The following is a 19,413-nucleotide window of genomic DNA, read 5'->3' on the forward strand; positions in this document are numbered from 1 at the left end:
AGACGCAATTTATATTTACGTCTCTATTTATAGTCAAAAATTATTAATTATTTATATTGCTGTAACTTAGCTTCCATACTTAAAGTAGTATGTGGTACGGCACGTAAACGCTCTTTAGCAATTAACTTACCTGTTACTTTACAAATACCATAGGTTTTGTTTTCAATACGTATCAAAGCATTGTCTAAGTTTTCAATAAACTTACGTTGGCGGGCAGCTAATTGGCTTAAATGCTCCTTTTCGCTGCTTGATTGTCCATCTTCCAAAGTTTGGTAACTGCTATCAGTATCGTTACCACCATTGGCATTAGGATTTTGCATTTGGTCTAATAAGTTAGTTAACTCTTCTTTAGCCGAAGTCATTTTTTTAACAATGATTTCTTTGAACTCAGCCAAGTCAGCATCACTATAACGTTTTGCTTCGGTAGCCATTTCTAAATCTTTGTATTCAAAACGAGCAGGTGCTTGGTATGGAGGAGCTTCAACAACATCGTTAGCTCTGTCTGTTTTAGGTTTCGACACTTTTGGTGTTTTTACCACTTTAGGTTTAGCTATCTCTTTGCTTATTGGTTTGTTAACCAATGTTGTTTTTTTCTCTACCTTTTTAGCTTTTACAACAGGTTTTTTGGCAATAACCGGTTTAGCTACTACTACTGCTTTTTTTACAATTGGCTTAGCAACCACTTTAGCTTTAGTAACAACTTTGGTAGCTTTTTTGGCTACTATCACTTTTTTGGCAGCTACCTTTTTGGCAATTGGCTTAACAGTTACTTTTTTAACAACTTTAGCAACTGCCTTTTTAATTACCTTAGCTACTTTTTTAACTGGCTTTGCAACCACTTTAGCTTTGGCAACTTTGGTGGCTTTTTTTGCCACTACCACTTTTTTATTAACTGCTTTTTTCGCAATTACCTTCTTAACTACTTTTTTAGGAGCTGCTTTTTTTACGGCTTTTACTACCTTTTTAGGGGCTACTTTTTTAACCGCTTTTTTAGGAGCAGCCTTTTTAACTGCTACTTTTTTTACAACTTTTATTACTTTTTTAGGAGCCGCTTTTTTAGTTGCTACCTTTTTAACAGTTTTTACAACTTTTTTAGCAGCCTTTTTGATGGCTTTTTTTACCACTTTAACTACTTTTTTAGCAGTTTTTACTGGCTTTGCTTTCTTTGCAGGAACTACTTTTTTTACTGCTGCTTTTTTAGCTGCTTGTTTTTTCACTGCCTTTTTAGCCGCTTTTTTAGGAGCCGCTTTCTTCACAATTTTCTTGGCCATTGTAATATTAAGCTTTATTTATTTTTACTTTAATTTGAATTTCGTCAACCTCAACAATTACACCGTCTTCGATATTATCAACAACTTGTAATGTATCTGCTAAAATTTCGGTGCAAATATAGGTGTTGTAGTTTAATATAGCTACATCGGTGTAAACATTCTTAGTTACCTGAACGTTAATTTTATCCATTACCTCTAAACCTGATTCTTTGCGCATGTTTTGCAATTTGCTGATAAGCTCCCTTGCTACACCCTCATTTTTCAAGGTTTCACTAATTTCAATATCTAACGCTACAGTTATTTTACCTTCGTTAGCAACCTTATAACCAGTTATTTCTTTCGATAAAATTTCTACGTCTGTGAGTAAAATGTCAATTGTTTCCTCATCAATAGTCAGACCTATAACACCCTTTTGCTCTATAGTTTCAATTTCAGTTTGCGTAAAATTGGTAATAGCTGCTGCCACATCCTTCATTTTAGCCCCTACTTTTTTACCCAAAGTTTTAAAATTAGGCTTGATTGATTTATCAATGGCATCAATATATTCTAACTCTTTTACGTTTACTTCGGCTAAAATCAGGTTTTTAACATGCGTAATTTCATCCTTTATTCTTTGGTCAACAATGGGAATTAAAATACGTTGTAATGGTTGACGGACTTTAATGTTTTCCTTTTTACGGATAGAAAGCACCAATGACGAAATACGTTGTGCATAACTCATTTGTTCTTCTAAAATCACATCAATCAATTCATTATTAGCTATTTTTAAATCCGTTAAATGAACAGATTCTTTGGCATTGTGGCCAGCTAACCTTAAACTCTCGGTTAAATTACGGTATAACCAATCAGCAAAAAATGGAGCAACACTGCTCATTAACTGGCTCACTGTTTCTAAACATTCAAAAAGGGTTTCATAAGCTGCTTTTTTCTCGTCATTCATTTCTCCTTTCCAGAAACGTCTGCGACTCAAACGAATATACCAGTTTGACAAATGATCACTTACAAACTCTTCAATAGCTCTCGCTGCCGGAGTCGGGTCGTAATCATCCATCTTTTCACTCACTAATTTGATTAGACTGTTCAGTTTACTGATAATCCATCTGTCTAATTCAGTTCTGTTGGCTACATCAACGGTATTGGTATCGTCATATAAGAAACCATCTATATTGGCGTAAATAGCAAAGAATGAGTAGGTATTATATAAAGTACCAAAAAACTTACGTTGTACTTCGCCTATTCCCTCTAAATCAAATTTTAAGTTATCCCAAGGGTCATTGTTACTAATCATATACCAACGCGTAGCATCGGCACCATATTTATCAATAGTAGTGAATGGGTCAACTACGTTACCCAAACGCTTACTCATTTTTTGCCCGTTTTTATCTAAAACCAAACCATTAGCTATTACATTTTTAAATGCAATAGCGGGGTTTCCTGTTTTTTCATTAAAGGCTTTTATTTCATCTGAACTTTCGTTTAGCAATACAGCTAAAGCGTGTAAAGTAAAAAACCAACCACGTGTCTGGTCAACTCCTTCAGCTATATAATCAGCCGGGTAAGCTGACTCAAATTGCGCTTTTGCTTCAGCAGTTGAATCTTTACCCATATAATTCCACTGAGCATATGGCATAGCACCACTATCAAACCAAACATCAATTAAATCAGCTTCACGTTTCATTGGTTTACCCGAATCAGAAACTAAAATAACATCATCTACAAATGGTTTATGTAGGTCAATATCTAACGTATCATTTTTAACGCTGAATTTAGAATTGGTATTAAATCCGGCTTTTACCGCTTTTTCAAACTCAAGTGTTAATTCAGTTTTTGAACCTATACATTTTTCTTCTAAACCATCTTCAGTACGCCAAATCGGAAGCGGAGTGCCCCAATAACGCGAGCGCGACAAATTCCAATCAACCAAATTTTCTAACCAATTACCAAAACGGCCGGTTCCTGTTGAAGCAGGTTTCCAGTTTATTTTTGCATTGCTTGCTACCAATTTATCTTTTACGGCTGTGGTTTTTATAAACCAGCTTTCTAACGGATAATATAAAATAGGCTTATCTGTTCTCCAGCAATGCGGATAGGTATGGTCGTATTTTTCTTTTTTAAATAACTTGTTTTCGTTTTGCAGTTTTAAAGTAATACGTTCATCTACACTTAAGTAATGTAGCTTGCTCGTATCCTTCATAAAGCTTTTCAGCTTTTCCTTTTGTACGGCTAATTCTGTTTCTTTTTCAGTATCGTTTAAATAAGCTTCTTTTACAAACTCTTCTCCATACAAGAAAAAATCGTCTTTTATCTCCGGTAAAAACTTACCACGTTTATCAACCAGTGTTAACGAGCCTATTCCGTTTTGTTTAGCCACCCTGAAATCGTCCGCACCAAAACTAGGCGCAATATGTACTATACCCGTTCCATCTTCCGTAGTTACAAAATCGCCAATGATTACTTCAAAAGCATTCCCATTATCTACTGTAATACCATCAAAAGGCATTAACTGTTCGTATTTTATACCCGCTAAATCTTTGCCTTTATATTCGCCTACAACTTGGTAGGGAACCAATTTATCACCCGCTTTATAATCCTCAAATTTTAAATCAGCTTGCTCGGGTTTAAAATATTTGCCTAATAAGTTTTTCGCTAAAATTACATTAACAACTTCATGGCTATATTGATTAATTGTTTTTACCAAAACGTAATCAATTTTAGCACCCACCGCCAAAGCTGTATTGGAAGGCAATGTCCAAGGAGTAGTTGTCCAAGCTATGAAATAAACATCTCCATCAAAAAATGATAGTTGCGTATTATCAAACACTTTAAACATAGCCACAGCCGTCATGTCTTTCACATCCTTATACGTACCCGGCTGGTTTAACTCATGTGAGCTTAAACCAGTTCCTGCTGCGGGTGAGTATGGCTGAATGGTATAGCCTTTATACAGATAACCTTTATTGTGTAATTGCTTTAAGCACCACCATAAACTCTCAATATAATTGTTTTCGTAAGTTATATACGGATTGTTTAAATCAACCCAATAGCCAATGCGTGTAGTTAATTCATTCCACACATCAGTATATTTCATTACATCTTTACGACAAGCCTCATTATAATCTTCAATAGAAATTTTTTTACCAATATCCTCTTTGGTTATTCCCATTGTTTTTTCTACCTGTAATTCCACAGGCAAACCGTGTGTATCCCACCCTGCTTTGCGTTTTACCTGAAAACCCTTAATAGTATTATACCTGCAAAAAATATCTTTTATAGCACGGCTCATTACGTGGTGAATACCTGGCATACCATTGGCGCTAGGTGGCCCCTCGTAAAACACAAATGACTTTGCATCTTTGCGGTTAGCTACACTTTTATCAAAAATTTTCTCATCGTTCCAAAACTTCAATATTTCTTGCTCAAAAGCCGGAAAATCAAGTTTTTTATATTCTTTGTATTTAGTCATTATTAGAAAGTATTGAATTAAGTATTCAATTACTTATTTTTTTCAGAGGCGCGAAAATAACATTTGACAATACAATAATCAAATATAAATACCCAATATAAGAAAACTAACTAATTATAAAAGTAAGAATGGGATAATTTATAAATTATCAAGTTAAAGCTTTATTCTACTATAATTTTTTTAGTGATGGAGTTTCTATGCTCGTCTTCTAAACTTATAAAATACAATCCTTTGGCTAAGTTTAAAGAAATGGTTGTATTATTACTATCTAAAACTTTCGTATATAAAACCTCACCCAATGTATTTAAAACAATAGCTGTTTGAAAGCCCTGAATGTTTGATATTTTTATATTGTTATCTATCACAGGATTAGGATATATAGCTATTTCTTTTAGAATATCTTTAGGTTCATCTATACTTAATGCCAATTGTTTGGTATATAATCCATCAGCTTTGGCTAAAAAAAGCAAATCGTTTAATTCGAAAATATCATACACATAGCCATCTTCAATAAACTCCTCTTTATTGGCCCAAGTGGACCCTATACTATCGTGTTTATTCCTTTGTTGTATCCATGTACCACCACCTACTAAATTGGAAGCAATGTAGTAGTTTTTTGTCCCATTAAAAATGGTTCTATCAACTCCATTTCTTGCATCTTCTTTATCTTCTGCCCAACTCAATCCATCATTATTACTCGTAATTATGCGTTTGCCATTTACAGCAAAAATTTTGATACTATCTTGTATCATTTTTTGCATAATTAGTCCAGGCATTAAGTTTCCATAAAAGTATTCGTAAGCCCACCTTTTGGTATTTTTATTTAATCTGCTAAAAACACCATTGCCGCCACCTGCTGCCAAAAGCGAGGTGGGTGTAGATAAAATAGCTTCAATATTTACTGCATGGAGTGAATCGTTAAATGGCTGCCAAGTATTGGTATTTTCATTAAAAGCAAATACACCTGCTCCAATTGTTGAGGCATATAACTTATTTTCGTTTTTTACAATACAAGAAACCGGAAAAGACTCAATATTAGAATGCTGCCAAGTGGCCCCTGAATTGACACTGCTATAAATTCCATGTGCAAAAGTACCAAGATAAATTACTCCATCAATTGAATTCATTGAACAAATTTTAATCAATTGATTGGTTACAATAATGAGTTCCCAGTTTAATCCACCATCTACACTTTTGTATATTTTATTGTTGCCTGATGCAACAAATAAGGTATCATTTACGCTGGCAAAAGCCACCATTTCCTCTGTTGGTATTTGAAAAGACTTTACCCATTGTGCTGCTGCTTGATTGTTGCTTAAAATTAATATAGTTAAGCATAACATAAACGCTTTTTTAAAATATTTCATTTGATTATAATTTAAATTGATTGTTGACTATTGTTTTTACTTTATCATTTTCAGGAGGATTTTCTCCTTTTAGTAGCTGTGACATCAAACGCTACTTAAATAAAGGTATTTGGTAATTGTTGGTATGAATTTTTATTGTGTAAAAAGTGTTTTTTGATTTTTCAATGAATTAGACATAAGAGTGATTAAAAATGCTGCTTCACTAAAATTAGTATTCTAATGCTTTTTTAAGTGTATAATAGTCAACTAAAAACATCTTTACCCTACTCATTACATGGTGAATACTGGGTTCCCATTGGCACTGGGTGGGTCTTCGTACAACACAAAAGGCTTTGCTTCTTTACGATTGGGTAGACTCTTAACAAAAAATTTATCCTCGTTCCAAAACTTTAATATTTCTTGCTCAAAAGCTAGAAAATCAAGTTTTTTATATTTGACCATTGTCTATGTTTATGGTGTGGTTACTTTTTTGAAACTGTGGCTTCAATATATTTTAAACACTGTGTTAAATAAAAAAGCGACCTCCAATAAACTGGAGACCGCTTTTCATTTATTCATTTAAATAAGCTCTAAAAAGTTAAACTAAAACCAAGGGTTGGTATAAATGGCAATTGATTTAATCGTTTGTAGTTTAATACATCAAAATAGAAAATATTTTCGCGGTTATAGGCGTTGGTAGCTGCTGCTGTTACATTTAAAACCGATGTTTTGCTTAATGTAAACTTGCGTGATAACGATAAATCTAATCTATGGAAATAAGGCAATCTGCCGGTATTTATCTGGTCATAATAAACACCTAAGTTACCATTTTGTGCCAATGGACTGGTGTTGATACCGCCTGCAAAATTTAGTTTCTCATACAAACCTTGTGTTTGTGTAAAAGGGAAACCTGAACCAAAGTTCCAACGTGCATTAAATGTCCAGGCACTTTGTTTACCAAAGTTGTAGTTTAACACCACATTTAAATTGTGGCGTCTGTCAAAATGAGGCGTATACTCTATAATACCATCGTTACGTGTAACATAAGTAAGCGAGTAAACCAGCCAGATATACAATTTTTTTGCTTCGTATTTTAAAGTAGCATCAGCACCATAGGCTAAGCCTTTTTCAGCTATATAATCCAGTTTCAAAATGTCTGGCTTATCTAAATTCGACTGGTCATTTTCGTAAATTTTATTACGGTTAATGCTGATTATTTGTGTAAAGTTTTTATAAAATGCTTCTACATTTAAACCTATTTTTCTAGTAATGTCTAACTCAAATCCAAGCGCAGCATGCCAAGCTTTTTGTAACTTGGAATCAATGCTTTGCATACTACCCGACCTCGCTATCTCATCAGGACTTGATAAAAAACCATAGAATAAATTAACTACATCTTGGTCGCTTACAGCACTCATTAAGTTTTGAGAGTAAAGCCCCCCTGCCGTTTTAAGCCTGAAATTACTGGTTACATTGTATTTAACCCCTAAACGTGGCTCAACGCTGCTTTCTGATAATGAAGCATAATAAACCATTCTAAGACCCGGCTCGACTACTAAGCGGCTACCAAACACTTTTTTATACTTTATAAAACCGGCAGCTTCAGTATTGTAATTGGTTTGATCAACCGAACCTCCAGTTGAGTTTTTATAACTGTAAGCGGTATTGAAACCAACTATTTCAAACCCATATTTTATATCGTCTTTACCAATGAAATTAGTAAAACCAAATGAAGCATTGAAGCTACTGATTCCACTCGTACGAGGGCGTCCGTTAGCTTCCGTTAAATTCATTTGATAATTAGAATAACCAACAGCAGCATTGATTAAAGTGCTGCTTTCTTCAGGTATAATAAGCATATTTCCACCAAAACCTACATTATTCCAATTGTATTTCAAATTGTTAAATCTTGAATTATCATCAAACCTAAACCCGAAAAAATTAAGCCTGCTTCCGTTAGAACCAATATAGGAATACTTACCATACAAATCGGTAAATGAATAAGGCAAGCCATTCTCAGGATCAGCATTTTTGTAAAACAAAGGAGCCGTTTTATCTAGATACGATGTTTTGCATGACAATACATACGAAGCAGAACCATTGCCTTCACTGAATTTACTGATTGGACCTTCAATATTAAGTTTAGCAGTTATTGGATTAACACTCAATTTACCAGAGAATTTTTTTCTATTTCCTTCACGTGTAGTTACATCAATAATGCCTGAAATACGTCCTCCATACTGTGCATTAAAACCGCCCGCACTTACATCGGCTGTTTTAATTAAATCAGCATCAAACACACTAAATAAACCAATTGAGTGAAACGGATTATAAATAATCATTCCATCCAGCATTACTTTATTCATAACCGGAGGACCTCCTCTAATGTACAACTGTCCACCTTGGTCACCGCTAAAATTAACACCCGGTAATACTTGTAAATATTGTACTAAATCAGGCTCACCACCAAAAGTGGGTAACCTTGCTAAATCTTTTTGGGTAATAATATTGGTTGATATATTTACATTTTCTCGGGCTTTTTCTTTTTCGCCACTAATGGTTATTTCTGATAAGGTATTGTTTTTCTTAATTACGTTAAAATTTAACTGAACAGGATCTGCATTTTTTATTTCAACCGTTTTTGACTGTGTTTCGTAACCTGTTAATGAAAATCTTACCGTGTATGTTCCATTATTTAGTTTGGTAATATTATATAAACCATTTACATCTGTTTGAACAACGGTATTGGGAAGCTCCATAATTTTAATGGCAGCATAAATAATGGGTTCTCCATTTTCCTTATCTACTATTAACCCCCTTATTTTTCCTTGCTGAGCAAATGCTAACTGACTTACTAATAATAATATAAGTGTTCCTAAATAATTGTTCTTCATTTTTTAAAAAGTGTGGCGAATATAGCCATATATGGCAATGCAAAAAGCCCTTTGTTTAAAATTGTTATTTGTTGTTAAATTTGGCAAAAATTAAATATGAAAAATACTTGCATTAAACTAGTCGCATTTTTTTGCTTAACAGTTGCATTAAGCTCTTGTGGTGACGGCTGGAAAAATTACATAAGCATTAGTATTGATAAAGAACTTGGGGAACAGGCTAACAATCAATATGCACATATGTATGAGAATCAAATTTTACCGGAAAATGAAAATCAGAAATTATACGATAACATTAACTTAATCAAAGAAAGAATACTAAAATCGGGCGAGGTTACGCATGCAGATGATTTTGACTGGGAACTGAAAATAATAAACGACTCAGTATTAAATGCCTTTTGTTTGCCCGGGGGAAAAATATATGTTTATACGGGGTTGATAAAATATTTGGATAATGAAGCGCAATTGGCCGGAGTATTAGGACATGAAATTGCCCATGCTGACAAACGCCATGCTATTGATAATATGGCAAAACAGTTGGGTTTATCGGCTTTAATCAGTTTGGTTTTTGGAGATGGCAGTAGTATGGTAAACATAGCACAAAATTTAATTGGCCTAAAATTTAGCCGTAGCAATGAATCGCAAGCGGATGAATACTCCGTTAAGTATTTGTATAAAACAGTGTATGACGCAAGTGAGGCTAATGGATTTTTTGATAAAATTCAGAATGAAAAAGATGAACAAGAGGTAGCTGAAATAATAAGTACACACCCGGCACCCGAAAACAGAAAAGAGGAAATGCTTAATATTTGGCGAGAACTGGGCGGTAAAAAGGGTTTAAAGTTTGACGAGCAATACGAGGAAACAAAAAAACTAATACCTGCCTACTAATAAGCTCATGATAAAAATAACACTTATACAAATGGGTAAAACCCATTTTAAGTTTGTGGAAGAAGGTTTTGCTGAGTTTAATAAACGCCTTACCCATTATTGCAAGTTTGAGTGTAAAACATTTGAATTGCCTACCAAACTTAAAAGCAAAGATGCGGAGGCTACTAAAAAAGCGGAGGCTGAAATTATACTGAAACAAATTAAACCAACTGATTTTATTATACTATTGGATGAAAACGGCAAAACCTATAATTCCATTCAGTTTGCCAAACAACTGGAAAAACTAAGTACACAATACAGCCATGTAATTTTTATTATTGGTGGTGCTTTCGGTTTTGATGAAAGTGTTTATAAACGTGCCAATCACCAATTATCTATTTCAGCCTTTACATTTTCACATCAATTAATCAGGCTTATATTTATTGAGCAATTGTATAGGGCTTTTACTATTATTAAAGGTGAACCTTACCACCACCAATAGAAAGTAAAATTTGCGTTTTACTCAAAACTTAAGTTGCAAGTTTTCAAGTATTAATTATATTTGAATTATAAACAATTAATAACAACATGAAAAAAATATTAATCATTGCTGCTTTTGCAGCATTTGCGTTTGCAAGTAAAGCACAAACCACAGTTGCTCCTAGTCAATCATTACAAGTTGCTGCTCCATCAGAAGAGTTAATAGTTGTTGATGATAAACCAGCAAAAGCTGAAGATAAAAAAGACAAGAAAAGCGCTGATAAAAAAGCAGAAACAAAAGAGTGTGCTGATAAAAAAGACAAAAAATGCAGCTCGAAAAAACAATGCTGTGCAAAAAAAGCAGAAAAAACTGACGCTGTTAAAACAGAAGAACCAAAATAAACTACTGAGTTTATAAGCAATAAAAAAGCCTGACTATTAAAATAGTCAGGCTTTTTTATTGCTATCGAGTTTTGATTATTTTTTAGGCTCTTCTACTGGTTTTACTTCACCTTTTAAGTAAAGAACAACTTGAGATTTTTTAGCATTACTCATAACTGTTACTGTTTTGTTGAAACTACCTGCAGATGCTGCATTATAAGTAGCTTTTACGTAACCTTTTTGACCTGGTTTAATTGGCTCTTTTGTCCAGTCTGGAGTAGTACAACCGCAACCTGCAGCAGCGTTAGTAATAATTAATGGTTCTTTACCTGTATTTTTAAATACATAGGTATAAGTAGCTGGAACACCTTGAGGAATAACACCAAAATCATGTGTTTCTTCTACAAATTGAATATCAGCTTGATTTGGGTTTTCCTGCGTTGTTGTTGCAGCAGGAGTAGGAGTTGTTGTTTGTGCATTAGCTGCTACAAAACTAGCAACTGCAACAAACGCGGTAATGATTAACTTTTTCATGTGTTTATTATTTTTTGTTTTTAATATTAATAGTTAGTTTAGCAAAGGTTATACCAATTTTGAATTCAAATGTAATAATTTATTAAAAACAACGAACTAAAAATTTACTAAATTTTATTTTTTTTACTTTTCCAGAGCTTTACGTGTGCGCATGAGCATTATTGCAGCCATTAATAGGAACAAAGCCATAATTGCATAAGTATAAATAACATTGTTAGATAAGGTAAAAAAGGCTTGTGAAAAAGCAAATATAAACAGGCTTCGAATCAGTACATTTATTAGGTTAAAAATGCTCCCTACCCTACCCATAATTTCATTGGGAATAACTGTAAACAAATAAGTTAAGCGCAATACACGTATACCTGCATTACAAAAACCAAGTATTAAACTGATGGTATATATTACTAAAACGCTTTTAGTAGCAAAAGCCCATAAAAAAATACCGACCACACCCAATGTTAAAAATATAATGGTTTTAACCAGCGATGTTTTTTGAAATACTTTGGTTACAAATAGACCCGCACTCAATGCACCAACCGCATAAATGGTATCGGCTAAAGCAAACACATACCCTTTTTCATGCAAATGTTGTTTAATGTACGTAGGCAATACGGCATGTATTTCAACCAATAACATAGCAAATACTAAATAGCTGCATACACCAAATATAAAAATGGCTCTATGTTGGTTTAAATAACTAAAACCTTTTCGTAACCTAGCCGCAATGCTTTCATTTATATCCGACATTTTTTGAACAGGTACATAAGGTATAAAGTAAATAAGCACAGCAGCAATAAAGTAAGTTATGGCATCCATCATAAACACATCGTAAATATGCCATGCTTGTATATGAAAAGTTTGGTTAAATATAGAGAAATCAAAACCATCTAATAAAACAGCAGCAAAGCCACCGGAGAGTATAGAGGTTGATTGGCCTACTATTTCAATATTTGAATTTACTTTATTGTATTGATGTGGGCTTGATATTTCCTGCCCAAACGCATACAAGGTGGGGTAATGTATATTGTAGTTTAACATGGTTATAGCAAACACGGCAATAACCCAAACGCTTGACAACTCGCCTTGCCAATAGCCAACAGCAGCTATCATAAAAATTAATATACCACAAACCAATGAGGTAACTAAGAAATTATTTTTACGGCTAAATTTATCAACTAAAGTGCCTGCATACAAACCAAAAAACATAACAAAGAATGTTAGTGCAGCATACGCATAATTAAATACTTGCGAGTTATTGTTATTGGCAAAATACCAAGGAATAGATAACATACTTACCCCCTGTGCAAATCCGCTTATACCATTGGCTATAAATAAAAGACTTAAAGATTTGCTATTTTTGTGCATGCTTCAAAACTATTAATAGATTTTGATTGAAAAACCTTTTTTTATAAAATGGACATAAAAAAACAAAAGTTAACTCCTCAACAAGCATTGCTTAAACTGGCCGGTTACTGTGCTTACCAGGAGCGTTGCCATGAAGAAGTACGCGAAAAGCTAAGTGAGTTAGGTGTTTATGGAGATGAAGCTGAATTTATAATATACGAACTGATACAACAAAACTATTTGAATGAAGAGCGTTTTGCAAAGGCTTTTGCGGGTGGTAAGTTCAGGGTAAAAAAATGGGGAAAGAATAAAATACGTATGGAGCTGAAACAGAAAAAAGTTTCGGACTACTGCATTCAACAAGGTTTAAAGGAAATAGATAACGAGGCTTATTATGACACGTTAAACGAATTAGGTAAAGATAAATTCAATAGTGTTAAGGATAGTAATCCATTAATTAAAGCCAATAAAACAGCCAGCTATTTAATAGGCAAAGGCTACGAAACCGATTTGGTTTGGGACGTTATCAATGAAATAAAAAAGGGCTAATGCGCTCTTCTATTGTATCGAACTACCTGATAAATTTTAAACGCTGCCCCATTTTACTTTCGTTAAATGTTCCATTGTGATAAGTTAAATGCCCGCTTACAATGGTTGAATCAATACTTGCTTTAAAAGTATAGTCTTCAAACGGACTCCATTTGCACTTATATAAAATATTGTTTTTTGTAACCTTATAAGGCTTATTCAAATCTACTAAAACCAAATCAGCCCAGAAGCCTTCCCTTATAAAACCTCTCCTATCTATATCAAATAATATGGCCGGGTTATGGCTCGTTTTTTCTACTACTTTCTCTAAGCTTATTTTGTTTTGCAAATAAAATTCAAGCATAGCTTGTAAACTATGTTGTACCAACGGTCCGCCACTTGGCGCATTGATGTAGGCTTGTTCTTTTTCTTCCATAGTATGTGGTGCATGGTCTGTGGCTATTACATCTATGCGTCCATCATTTACTGCTTTCCAAATGGCATCTCTGTCTTCTGCTGTTTTAACAGCAGGATTCCATTTTATAAAATTACCTTTTGTTACATAATCAGCATCGCTAAACCATAAATGATGTATGCAGGCTTCAGCAGTAATACGTTTTTCAGCTAAAGGAATTTCATTGGTAAATAAATCCAACTCTTCCTTTGTGCTAATATGTAAAATATGTAAACGTGTATTGTATTTTTTAGCTAAGCCAACTGCAAAGCTTGATGATTGATAACATGCTTCCCTGCTTCTTATTAAAGGATGATGAATAGCTGAAAGCGCATCGCCATACTTTTCTTTAAACGCAGCATTGTTTTGTTTTATTAAAGGGTCAAACTCACAATGGGTAGCTATTAATGCTTTCACATTTTTAAAGATTGCATCCAATGCATTGTTGTTATCCACTAACATGTCGCCTGTGCTGCTACCCATAAATATTTTCACACCACAAACATTGGCTTCATCTACGGCTAATAGTTCTTCTAAATTACTATTGGTAGTGCCTAAATAAAAAGAATAATTAGCCAATGAGCATTGTGCTGCACGGCTATATTTTTGTTCCAGTAATTCGTTGGTTACAGCACTTGGCATGGTATTGGGCATTTCCATATAGGTAGTAACCCCACCAGCTAATGCGGCTTTGGCTTCTGTATATATTTCACCTTTATGTGTTAAACCTGGTTCTCTAAAATGAACCTGATCATCAATAACACCTGGCAATAAATATTTACCCGTAGCATCTATTTCAATATCAGCCTTCATGGCTATTGCATTGGTATCTATTTTTTCAATAAAACCATTTTTAATTAAAACATCAGCACCGTATATTTTTCCCTCGTTAACTAAAGTGGCATTTCTTATTAATATTGATTGCATAAAAAGTATGGATTATTTAAACTCAATTAAATGAGTAAACAGGTTATTTGAAAAGGTTAAATTTAGCAAAAAAAAATGCTGTTAATCGATAGTCGCAATAACTTTTAGCTCAATAGCAATAGGTGTTGGCAAACAGTTTATTTCTATGGTGGTCCTGCAAGGTTGCGTATCTTTAAAGTACTCAGCCCATAATTGATTATACACTTTAAAGTCGTCTTTCATGTTGGTAAGGAACACCGTTACATCTACCATTTTATCCCAACTGCTTCCGGCATCTTCCAATATGTATTTTATATTTTGAAAAACGGAGCGGCACTGTGTAGCTATATCATAACTCACTATATTTCCATTTTCATCTAATTCAACACCGGGTATTTTTTTTGTTCCTTTTTCTCTTGGCCCAACACCTGAAAGGAATAATAAATTACCTACTCGTTTTGCATGAGGATATAAACCTACTGGTTCTGGTGCTTTTGATGAGTGTATATCTGACATATTATTTAGTATTTAGATTTGATTATTGAATACTTATACTTACTTCTTCCATTCGAGTGTTTCAATCATCCTGAGCATGTCTTTCTTTAAAAAATTGAGCACGGGCATAATTGAATCCTGATTGGTAGCTGAATTAAAATATAAAGAACCTCTTAAAAAATGGGTTGTACTATCGGTTACATAAAATTGCGCATTGGTAGCTGTACTCCCATCCAATTCATAAAATATACCGTATTTATGGGGCTTGCTGATATAATTTTCTATTATTTCATCAGCCTTTATTACATGTTTATACACCATAACACGGCTATCGTTAATGAGTTTAAATAACGAATCACGGCTTTGTACTGGCCTGTAGCTTAAATGCAAGGTAACGTTAAATGGCTTGTATTGTATATTGTACCAGCATGGTTCAGCATTGGGGTATTTATCTAAAACCATTTCTGAATAAACTGGTATTTCCATAGAGTAATTACAAGGATTGGTAACTCTATAGTATTTTTTTGCAGGTAATTCTATTCGTTGGTAGCCTTTTGGCTTTGGAATTAAAGCCTCTTCCCCCCCACATGCAGCCGTGAGTAAAGCAAAAATTATTAATAAATAGCTTCCTATTACCTTCATTTATCTTTCAATAGTTATTTTTACTCTTTTTATTCTACGTTTATCTACCGCTTCAATTTTAAAAAGAACGGGGTGGTATTTAATTTCCTGGTTTTGTTTAGGCATATTGCCATTGAGTTCCAATATTAAACCAGCTAAAGTATCGGCTTCATTCCTTACCTCATCAAATATATCAGGGTCAATGTCCATGTATTTGCAAGCATCGTTTAACTGCATTTTAGCTTCAAACACAAACGTGTTTTCATCCAGCTTGCTGTAGTAAATTTCATCCTCGTCAAACTCATCATTTATTTCACCAAATACCTCTTCTAAAATATCCTCCATTGTTACCAAACCACTCGTTCCACCAAACTCATCTACCACTATGGCCATGTGCGTACGTTTATTTTGAAAATCTTTCAGCAAATCATCAATCATTTTTGATTCAGGCACATAAAATGGAGGTCGAATCAGTTCTTGCCATTTAAAATCAACACCTTTGTGTATATGAGGTAAAATATCTTTTATGGATAAAATGCCTTTTATATTATCCAAACTGTCATCGTAAACGGGCAAACGCGAATAACCTTGTTCATCAATAAGCTGAAGTAAATCGGTAAAATTAATTTCGGTATCAATAGCCGCCATATCCGGCCTTTGGCACATAATTTCGGTTACGTTTATATTACCAAAATTTACAATTCCTTTTAATATTGATTTTTCTTGTTTGGGCGCATCGTCTTCAGTCGTTATATCAATGGCATGGCTCAATTCGTCAACACTTAATATATGTCCTCTTTTGGTTACTCGTTTATCAATAATAGAAGTTGAGTTTTCCAATAAATACACCAATGGTCTGAAAATTTTATACATATAAAACATGAAAACAGCTACCCAGGCCGATACTTTACTGTTATTTTGAACTGCATATATTTTAGGAATAACCTCTCCAAACAATACAATCATAAAAGTGACAAAGACTACTTCAATTAAAAACCCGAATACGGGATTGTTTTCAAAATCGAAAATAGTGGTTAGTAATACAGTAGATACCATAACCATAGCCACATTGATAAAAGTATTTCCAATTAAAATAGTGGCTAGTAATTTTTTAGGATGGTTGATTAAATATTTAATGGCTTTGGCTGTTGCAGTTTCATTATCAACCAATTCTTCAATTTGCGGCTTACTTAATGAAAACAATGCATTTTCTGAACCCGAAAATAATGCTGATAACAATATGAAAATACAAATAGCAATACAGGTTCCTATAATTGAAGGCCAATCTGACGATTGTAAATTAGCGTTAACGTATGATAATAGTATAAACTGCGTATTAAGCGGGGGTTCCATTTATTGAATAAATAAGTTGTGCAATTATAAATAAATTTAAATGTAAAATTACACTCTAAAATCAATTTAAAACCTTAGTTGCTAACAAGTGTTAGTTTAATGATTAAAGTCTTTTACAATAATGTTATTAGTTTAATTTATTTTCGTAAAGTTTTTCAAATTAAAATACATGAGTTCAGCTATAGAAAAAGAGTTAGAGTCGGTGGTAATTCGCTTTGCAGGCGATAGTGGTGATGGGATGCAGCTTACCGGTACTCAATTTACCAATGCAACCGCATTGCATGGTAACGATTTATCAACTTTTCCTGATTTTCCCGCAGAAATACGTGCCCCATTAGGCACATTAGCAGGTGTTTCGGGCTTTCAAATACATTTTGGTTCTACCCGTATTCACACCCCTGGCGACATGTGTGATGTTTTAGTGGTAATGAACGTGGCCGCATTAAAGGCTAACTTAAAAAACCTGAAAAAAGGTGGGGTTATTATTGCCAATACAGATGGTTTTGATTCAAAAAACATGCGTTTGGCAAATGTTCCTGAGGATAAAAATCCTTTAGAAGATGGTTCTTTATCGGAATACGACTTAAAAACCATTGATGTAACTAAAATTACACGTGCCGCATTAGGCGACAGTGGCTTGGGTACCAAAGAAATAGACCGTTGCAAAAACATGTTTGTATTAGGTTTAATTTATTGGATGTACCACAGACCAACCGAAGGCACTATTGACTTTATAAAAGGCAAGTTTAAAAAGAACGAAGCCGTTATGAATGCCAATATAAAAGTAATGCAAGCGGGTTGGAATTATGGTGAAACTACGGAGACTTTTGCCAACCGTTATACAATTGCTCCAGCAAAAATGGATGCAGGTGTTTACCGAGGTATTATGGGAAACCAAGCTACCGCTTTGGGTTTAATAGCGGCTTCTGTTAAAAGTAAATTACCTCTTTTTTACGGAACCTACCCTATTACTCCAGCCACAGATATATTACACGAATTATCAAAATATAAAAATTACAATATAAAAACCTTTCAAGCTGAAGACGAAATTGCGGCTATTTGCTCAGCAATAGGTGCTTCATTTGGAGGAAGTTTGGCTATTACTGGTTCATCAGGTCCAGGAATTGCATTAAAAACAGAAGCGATTGGTTTAGCTACCATGCTCGAAATGCCTTTGGTTATAGTAAATGTACAAAGAGCTGGGCCTAGTACTGGTTTACCAACGAAAACAGAGCAATCGGATTTATTACAAGCATATTATGGAAGAAATGGAGAATGTCCTGTTGTAATTTTAGCAGCTCAGTCTCCTTCAGATTGTTTTGATATGGCGTTTGAGGCTTGCCGCATCGCATTAGACCACATGATTCCGGTATTTTTCCTGAGCGATGGTTATATAGCTAATGGTGCTGAGCCTTGGCGTTTCCCACAATCAAGTAATTTACCAGAAATAAAAGTAAGCTTTGCCCCGGCCAGAACTAAAGAAGATGGTAAGTTTATGCCTTACGAGCGTGATGAAAAATTAAGTCGTCCATGGGCTTTACCGGGAACTAAAGGTTTGGAACACCGTATTGGTGGCTTAGAAAAACAAAACATTACGGGTAATATTAGTTACGACCCTAATAACCATGAAGACATGGTACATTTACGTCAGGAAAAAGTAAATAAAGTAGCTAACTATATTCCTCTTCAAAAAGTTGATAATGGCCCGGAAACTGGCGATTTATTGATACTTGGCTGGGGTGGAACTTATGGTGCGTTAAAAACGGCTACCACTATTTTACGTGGCGAAGGTTATAATGTATCACATGCACATGTTCGTTATTTAAGTCCTTTCCCTAGTAATTTAGGCGATATTATAAAAGGATTTAAAACCGTAGTTGTTCCTGAATTAAACAATGGACAACTGGTAAAAATAATCCGCGATAAATATTTTGTGGATGCTATTCCTTATAACAAAATTCAAGGATTACCATTTATGAGTACAGAAGTAGTGAATAAAATTAAAGAAATTTTAGCCTAGTAAATAAATGTTGAATTTTAAGTGTTGTATTTTGAATTATGTAAATACATGAATTATGAATGGAAAAGAAAGATAATTTAATTTTAGAAAAAAGCTTCACTTTCGCTCTTTCAATTATCGAACTATATAAATACTTAAAATCTAATCATGAATATATAATATCAAAACAACTTTTAAGAAGCGGAACAAGTATTGGAGCCAATATAAATGAATCAACAGCTGCGCAAAGTAAAGCAGATTTCATTCATAAAATGGCTATTGCATCTAAAGAGGCTAGAGAAACCAAATACTGGTTAATGCTAATAAACAAAAGTCAGTTGGTTGAAATAAATTTAGATAAATACTTAAAAGAAATTGATGAAATTATAAATATCCTAACGGCTATTGTAAAAACATCACAACAAAATAATAAATAATTAGGATATTGAGCATTCAACATCCAACATTCAAAATTTA

At 33.9% G+C, this 19,413-nt stretch carries 16 protein-coding genes; 6 read left to right on the forward strand and 10 right to left on the reverse strand.

Annotation, left to right across the window (positions count from 1 at the left end; all coding sequences use genetic code 11):
* Positions 1–47 precede the first annotated feature (47 nt).
* The 4 genes from V4538_13015 to V4538_13030 form a co-directional block, all read right to left on the reverse strand.
* Positions 48–1,271 carry a TraR/DksA C4-type zinc finger protein gene (locus V4538_13015; protein ID MES2381960.1) on the reverse strand — a complete coding sequence of 408 codons (1,224 nt, stop codon included), beginning with the start codon at positions 1,269–1,271 and terminating at the stop codon, positions 48–50.
* A gap of 7 nt (positions 1,272–1,278) precedes the next feature.
* Positions 1,279–4,734, reverse strand: a complete 3,456-nt coding sequence (gene ileS / locus V4538_13020) for an isoleucine--tRNA ligase (protein ID MES2381961.1) — start codon at positions 4,732–4,734, stop codon at positions 1,279–1,281.
* A gap of 161 nt (positions 4,735–4,895) precedes the next feature.
* Entirely contained in the window at positions 4,896–6,101 is a 1,206-nt protein-coding gene (locus tag V4538_13025; GenBank protein MES2381962.1) for a T9SS type A sorting domain-containing protein, read from the reverse strand.
* Between the two features lie 569 nt (positions 6,102–6,670).
* Positions 6,671–8,974, reverse strand: a complete 2,304-nt coding sequence (locus tag V4538_13030) for a TonB-dependent receptor (GenBank protein ID MES2381963.1) — start codon at positions 8,972–8,974, stop codon at positions 6,671–6,673.
* Between the two features lie 96 nt (positions 8,975–9,070).
* Between V4538_13030 and V4538_13035 the strand changes: the two genes are divergently transcribed.
* From V4538_13035 to V4538_13045, 3 genes are all read left to right on the forward strand, one after another.
* Positions 9,071–9,862, forward strand: a complete 792-nt coding sequence (locus tag V4538_13035) for a M48 family metalloprotease (protein MES2381964.1) — start codon at positions 9,071–9,073, stop codon at positions 9,860–9,862.
* Between the two features lie 7 nt (positions 9,863–9,869).
* Positions 9,870–10,343, forward strand: a complete 474-nt coding sequence (locus V4538_13040; protein MES2381965.1) for a 23S rRNA (pseudouridine(1915)-N(3))-methyltransferase RlmH — start codon at positions 9,870–9,872, stop codon at positions 10,341–10,343.
* Between the two features lie 86 nt (positions 10,344–10,429).
* Positions 10,430–10,723 carry a hypothetical protein gene (locus tag V4538_13045; GenBank protein MES2381966.1) on the forward strand — a complete coding sequence of 98 codons (294 nt, stop codon included), beginning with the start codon at positions 10,430–10,432 and terminating at the stop codon, positions 10,721–10,723.
* Between the two features lie 75 nt (positions 10,724–10,798).
* On the opposite strand, the gene V4538_13050 is transcribed toward V4538_13045, so the two are convergent.
* Together V4538_13050 and V4538_13055 are read right to left on the reverse strand one after the other, a co-directional pair.
* Positions 10,799–11,236 (reverse strand): DUF1573 domain-containing protein, encoded by a 438-nt coding sequence (locus V4538_13050; protein ID MES2381967.1) that lies wholly within the window; start codon positions 11,234–11,236, stop codon positions 10,799–10,801.
* A gap of 123 nt (positions 11,237–11,359) precedes the next feature.
* Positions 11,360–12,601: an MFS transporter gene (locus tag V4538_13055; GenBank protein MES2381968.1), complete on the reverse strand. Its 1,242-nt coding sequence runs from the start codon at positions 12,599–12,601 to the stop codon at positions 11,360–11,362.
* A 48-nt stretch (positions 12,602–12,649) separates the two neighbouring features.
* On the opposite strand from V4538_13055, the gene V4538_13060 reads away from it, so the two are divergent.
* A complete protein-coding gene (locus V4538_13060; protein MES2381969.1) occupies positions 12,650–13,129 on the forward strand; it encodes a regulatory protein RecX in 480 nt (159 codons plus the stop codon).
* A 22-nt stretch (positions 13,130–13,151) separates the two neighbouring features.
* Here the strand turns inward: V4538_13060 and V4538_13065 are convergent, their stop codons facing one another.
* The 4 genes from V4538_13065 to gldE all read right to left on the reverse strand — a co-directional run bounded on the left by V4538_13065 (position 13,152) and on the right by gldE (position 16,937).
* Positions 13,152–14,489 (reverse strand): dihydroorotase, encoded by a 1,338-nt coding sequence (locus V4538_13065; protein MES2381970.1) that lies wholly within the window; start codon positions 14,487–14,489, stop codon positions 13,152–13,154.
* 81 nt (positions 14,490–14,570) lie between these two features.
* Positions 14,571–14,984 (reverse strand): Rid family hydrolase, encoded by a 414-nt coding sequence (locus tag V4538_13070; GenBank protein MES2381971.1) that lies wholly within the window; start codon positions 14,982–14,984, stop codon positions 14,571–14,573.
* A 39-nt stretch (positions 14,985–15,023) separates the two neighbouring features.
* On the reverse strand, positions 15,024–15,605 hold the full coding sequence (gldD, locus tag V4538_13075; GenBank protein MES2381972.1) for a gliding motility lipoprotein GldD: 582 nt from the start codon (positions 15,603–15,605) through the stop codon (positions 15,024–15,026).
* Positions 15,606–16,937: a gliding motility-associated protein GldE gene (gldE, locus tag V4538_13080; protein MES2381973.1), complete on the reverse strand. Its 1,332-nt coding sequence runs from the start codon at positions 16,935–16,937 to the stop codon at positions 15,606–15,608.
* 169 nt (positions 16,938–17,106) lie between these two features.
* Here gldE and V4538_13085 point away from each other — a divergent pair, with 169 nt between their 5' ends.
* Positions 17,107–18,957 carry a 2-oxoacid:acceptor oxidoreductase subunit alpha gene (locus V4538_13085; protein ID MES2381974.1) on the forward strand — a complete coding sequence of 617 codons (1,851 nt, stop codon included), beginning with the start codon at positions 17,107–17,109 and terminating at the stop codon, positions 18,955–18,957.
* Between the two features lie 59 nt (positions 18,958–19,016).
* On the forward strand, positions 19,017–19,373 hold the full coding sequence (locus V4538_13090) for a four helix bundle protein (protein ID MES2381975.1): 357 nt from the start codon (positions 19,017–19,019) through the stop codon (positions 19,371–19,373).
* The last annotated feature ends 40 nt before the right edge of the window (positions 19,374–19,413 follow it).

It is taken from the genome of Bacteroidota bacterium, from assembly GCA_040388375.1.
Classification (GTDB): domain Bacteria; phylum Bacteroidota; class Bacteroidia; order UKL13-3; family UKL13-3; genus JAAFJM01.

Excerpts from the sequence above, each read along its gene's own strand:
- V4538_13015 (MES2381960.1), bottom strand. The coding sequence starts at position 1,271 with ATGGCCAAGAAAATTGTGAAGAAAGCGGCTCCTAAAAAAGCGGCTAAA.
- ileS (MES2381961.1), bottom strand. The coding sequence starts at position 4,734 with ATGACTAAATACAAAGAATATAAAAAACTTGATTTTCCGGCTTTTGAG.
- V4538_13025 (MES2381962.1), bottom strand. The coding sequence starts at position 6,101 with ATGAAATATTTTAAAAAAGCGTTTATGTTATGCTTAACTATATTAATT.
- V4538_13030 (MES2381963.1), bottom strand. The coding sequence starts at position 8,974 with ATGAAGAACAATTATTTAGGAACACTTATATTATTATTAGTAAGTCAG.
- V4538_13035 (MES2381964.1), top strand. The coding sequence starts at position 9,071 with ATGAAAAATACTTGCATTAAACTAGTCGCATTTTTTTGCTTAACAGTT.
- V4538_13040 (MES2381965.1), top strand. The coding sequence starts at position 9,870 with ATGATAAAAATAACACTTATACAAATGGGTAAAACCCATTTTAAGTTT.
- V4538_13045 (MES2381966.1), top strand. The coding sequence starts at position 10,430 with ATGAAAAAAATATTAATCATTGCTGCTTTTGCAGCATTTGCGTTTGCA.
- V4538_13050 (MES2381967.1), bottom strand. The coding sequence starts at position 11,236 with ATGAAAAAGTTAATCATTACCGCGTTTGTTGCAGTTGCTAGTTTTGTA.
- V4538_13055 (MES2381968.1), bottom strand. The coding sequence starts at position 12,601 with ATGCACAAAAATAGCAAATCTTTAAGTCTTTTATTTATAGCCAATGGT.
- V4538_13060 (MES2381969.1), top strand. The coding sequence starts at position 12,650 with ATGGACATAAAAAAACAAAAGTTAACTCCTCAACAAGCATTGCTTAAA.
- V4538_13065 (MES2381970.1), bottom strand. The coding sequence starts at position 14,489 with ATGCAATCAATATTAATAAGAAATGCCACTTTAGTTAACGAGGGAAAA.
- V4538_13070 (MES2381971.1), bottom strand. The coding sequence starts at position 14,984 with ATGTCAGATATACACTCATCAAAAGCACCAGAACCAGTAGGTTTATAT.
- gldD (MES2381972.1), bottom strand. The coding sequence starts at position 15,605 with ATGAAGGTAATAGGAAGCTATTTATTAATAATTTTTGCTTTACTCACG.
- gldE (MES2381973.1), bottom strand. The coding sequence starts at position 16,937 with ATGGAACCCCCGCTTAATACGCAGTTTATACTATTATCATACGTTAAC.
- V4538_13085 (MES2381974.1), top strand. The coding sequence starts at position 17,107 with ATGAGTTCAGCTATAGAAAAAGAGTTAGAGTCGGTGGTAATTCGCTTT.
- V4538_13090 (MES2381975.1), top strand. The coding sequence starts at position 19,017 with ATGGAAAAGAAAGATAATTTAATTTTAGAAAAAAGCTTCACTTTCGCT.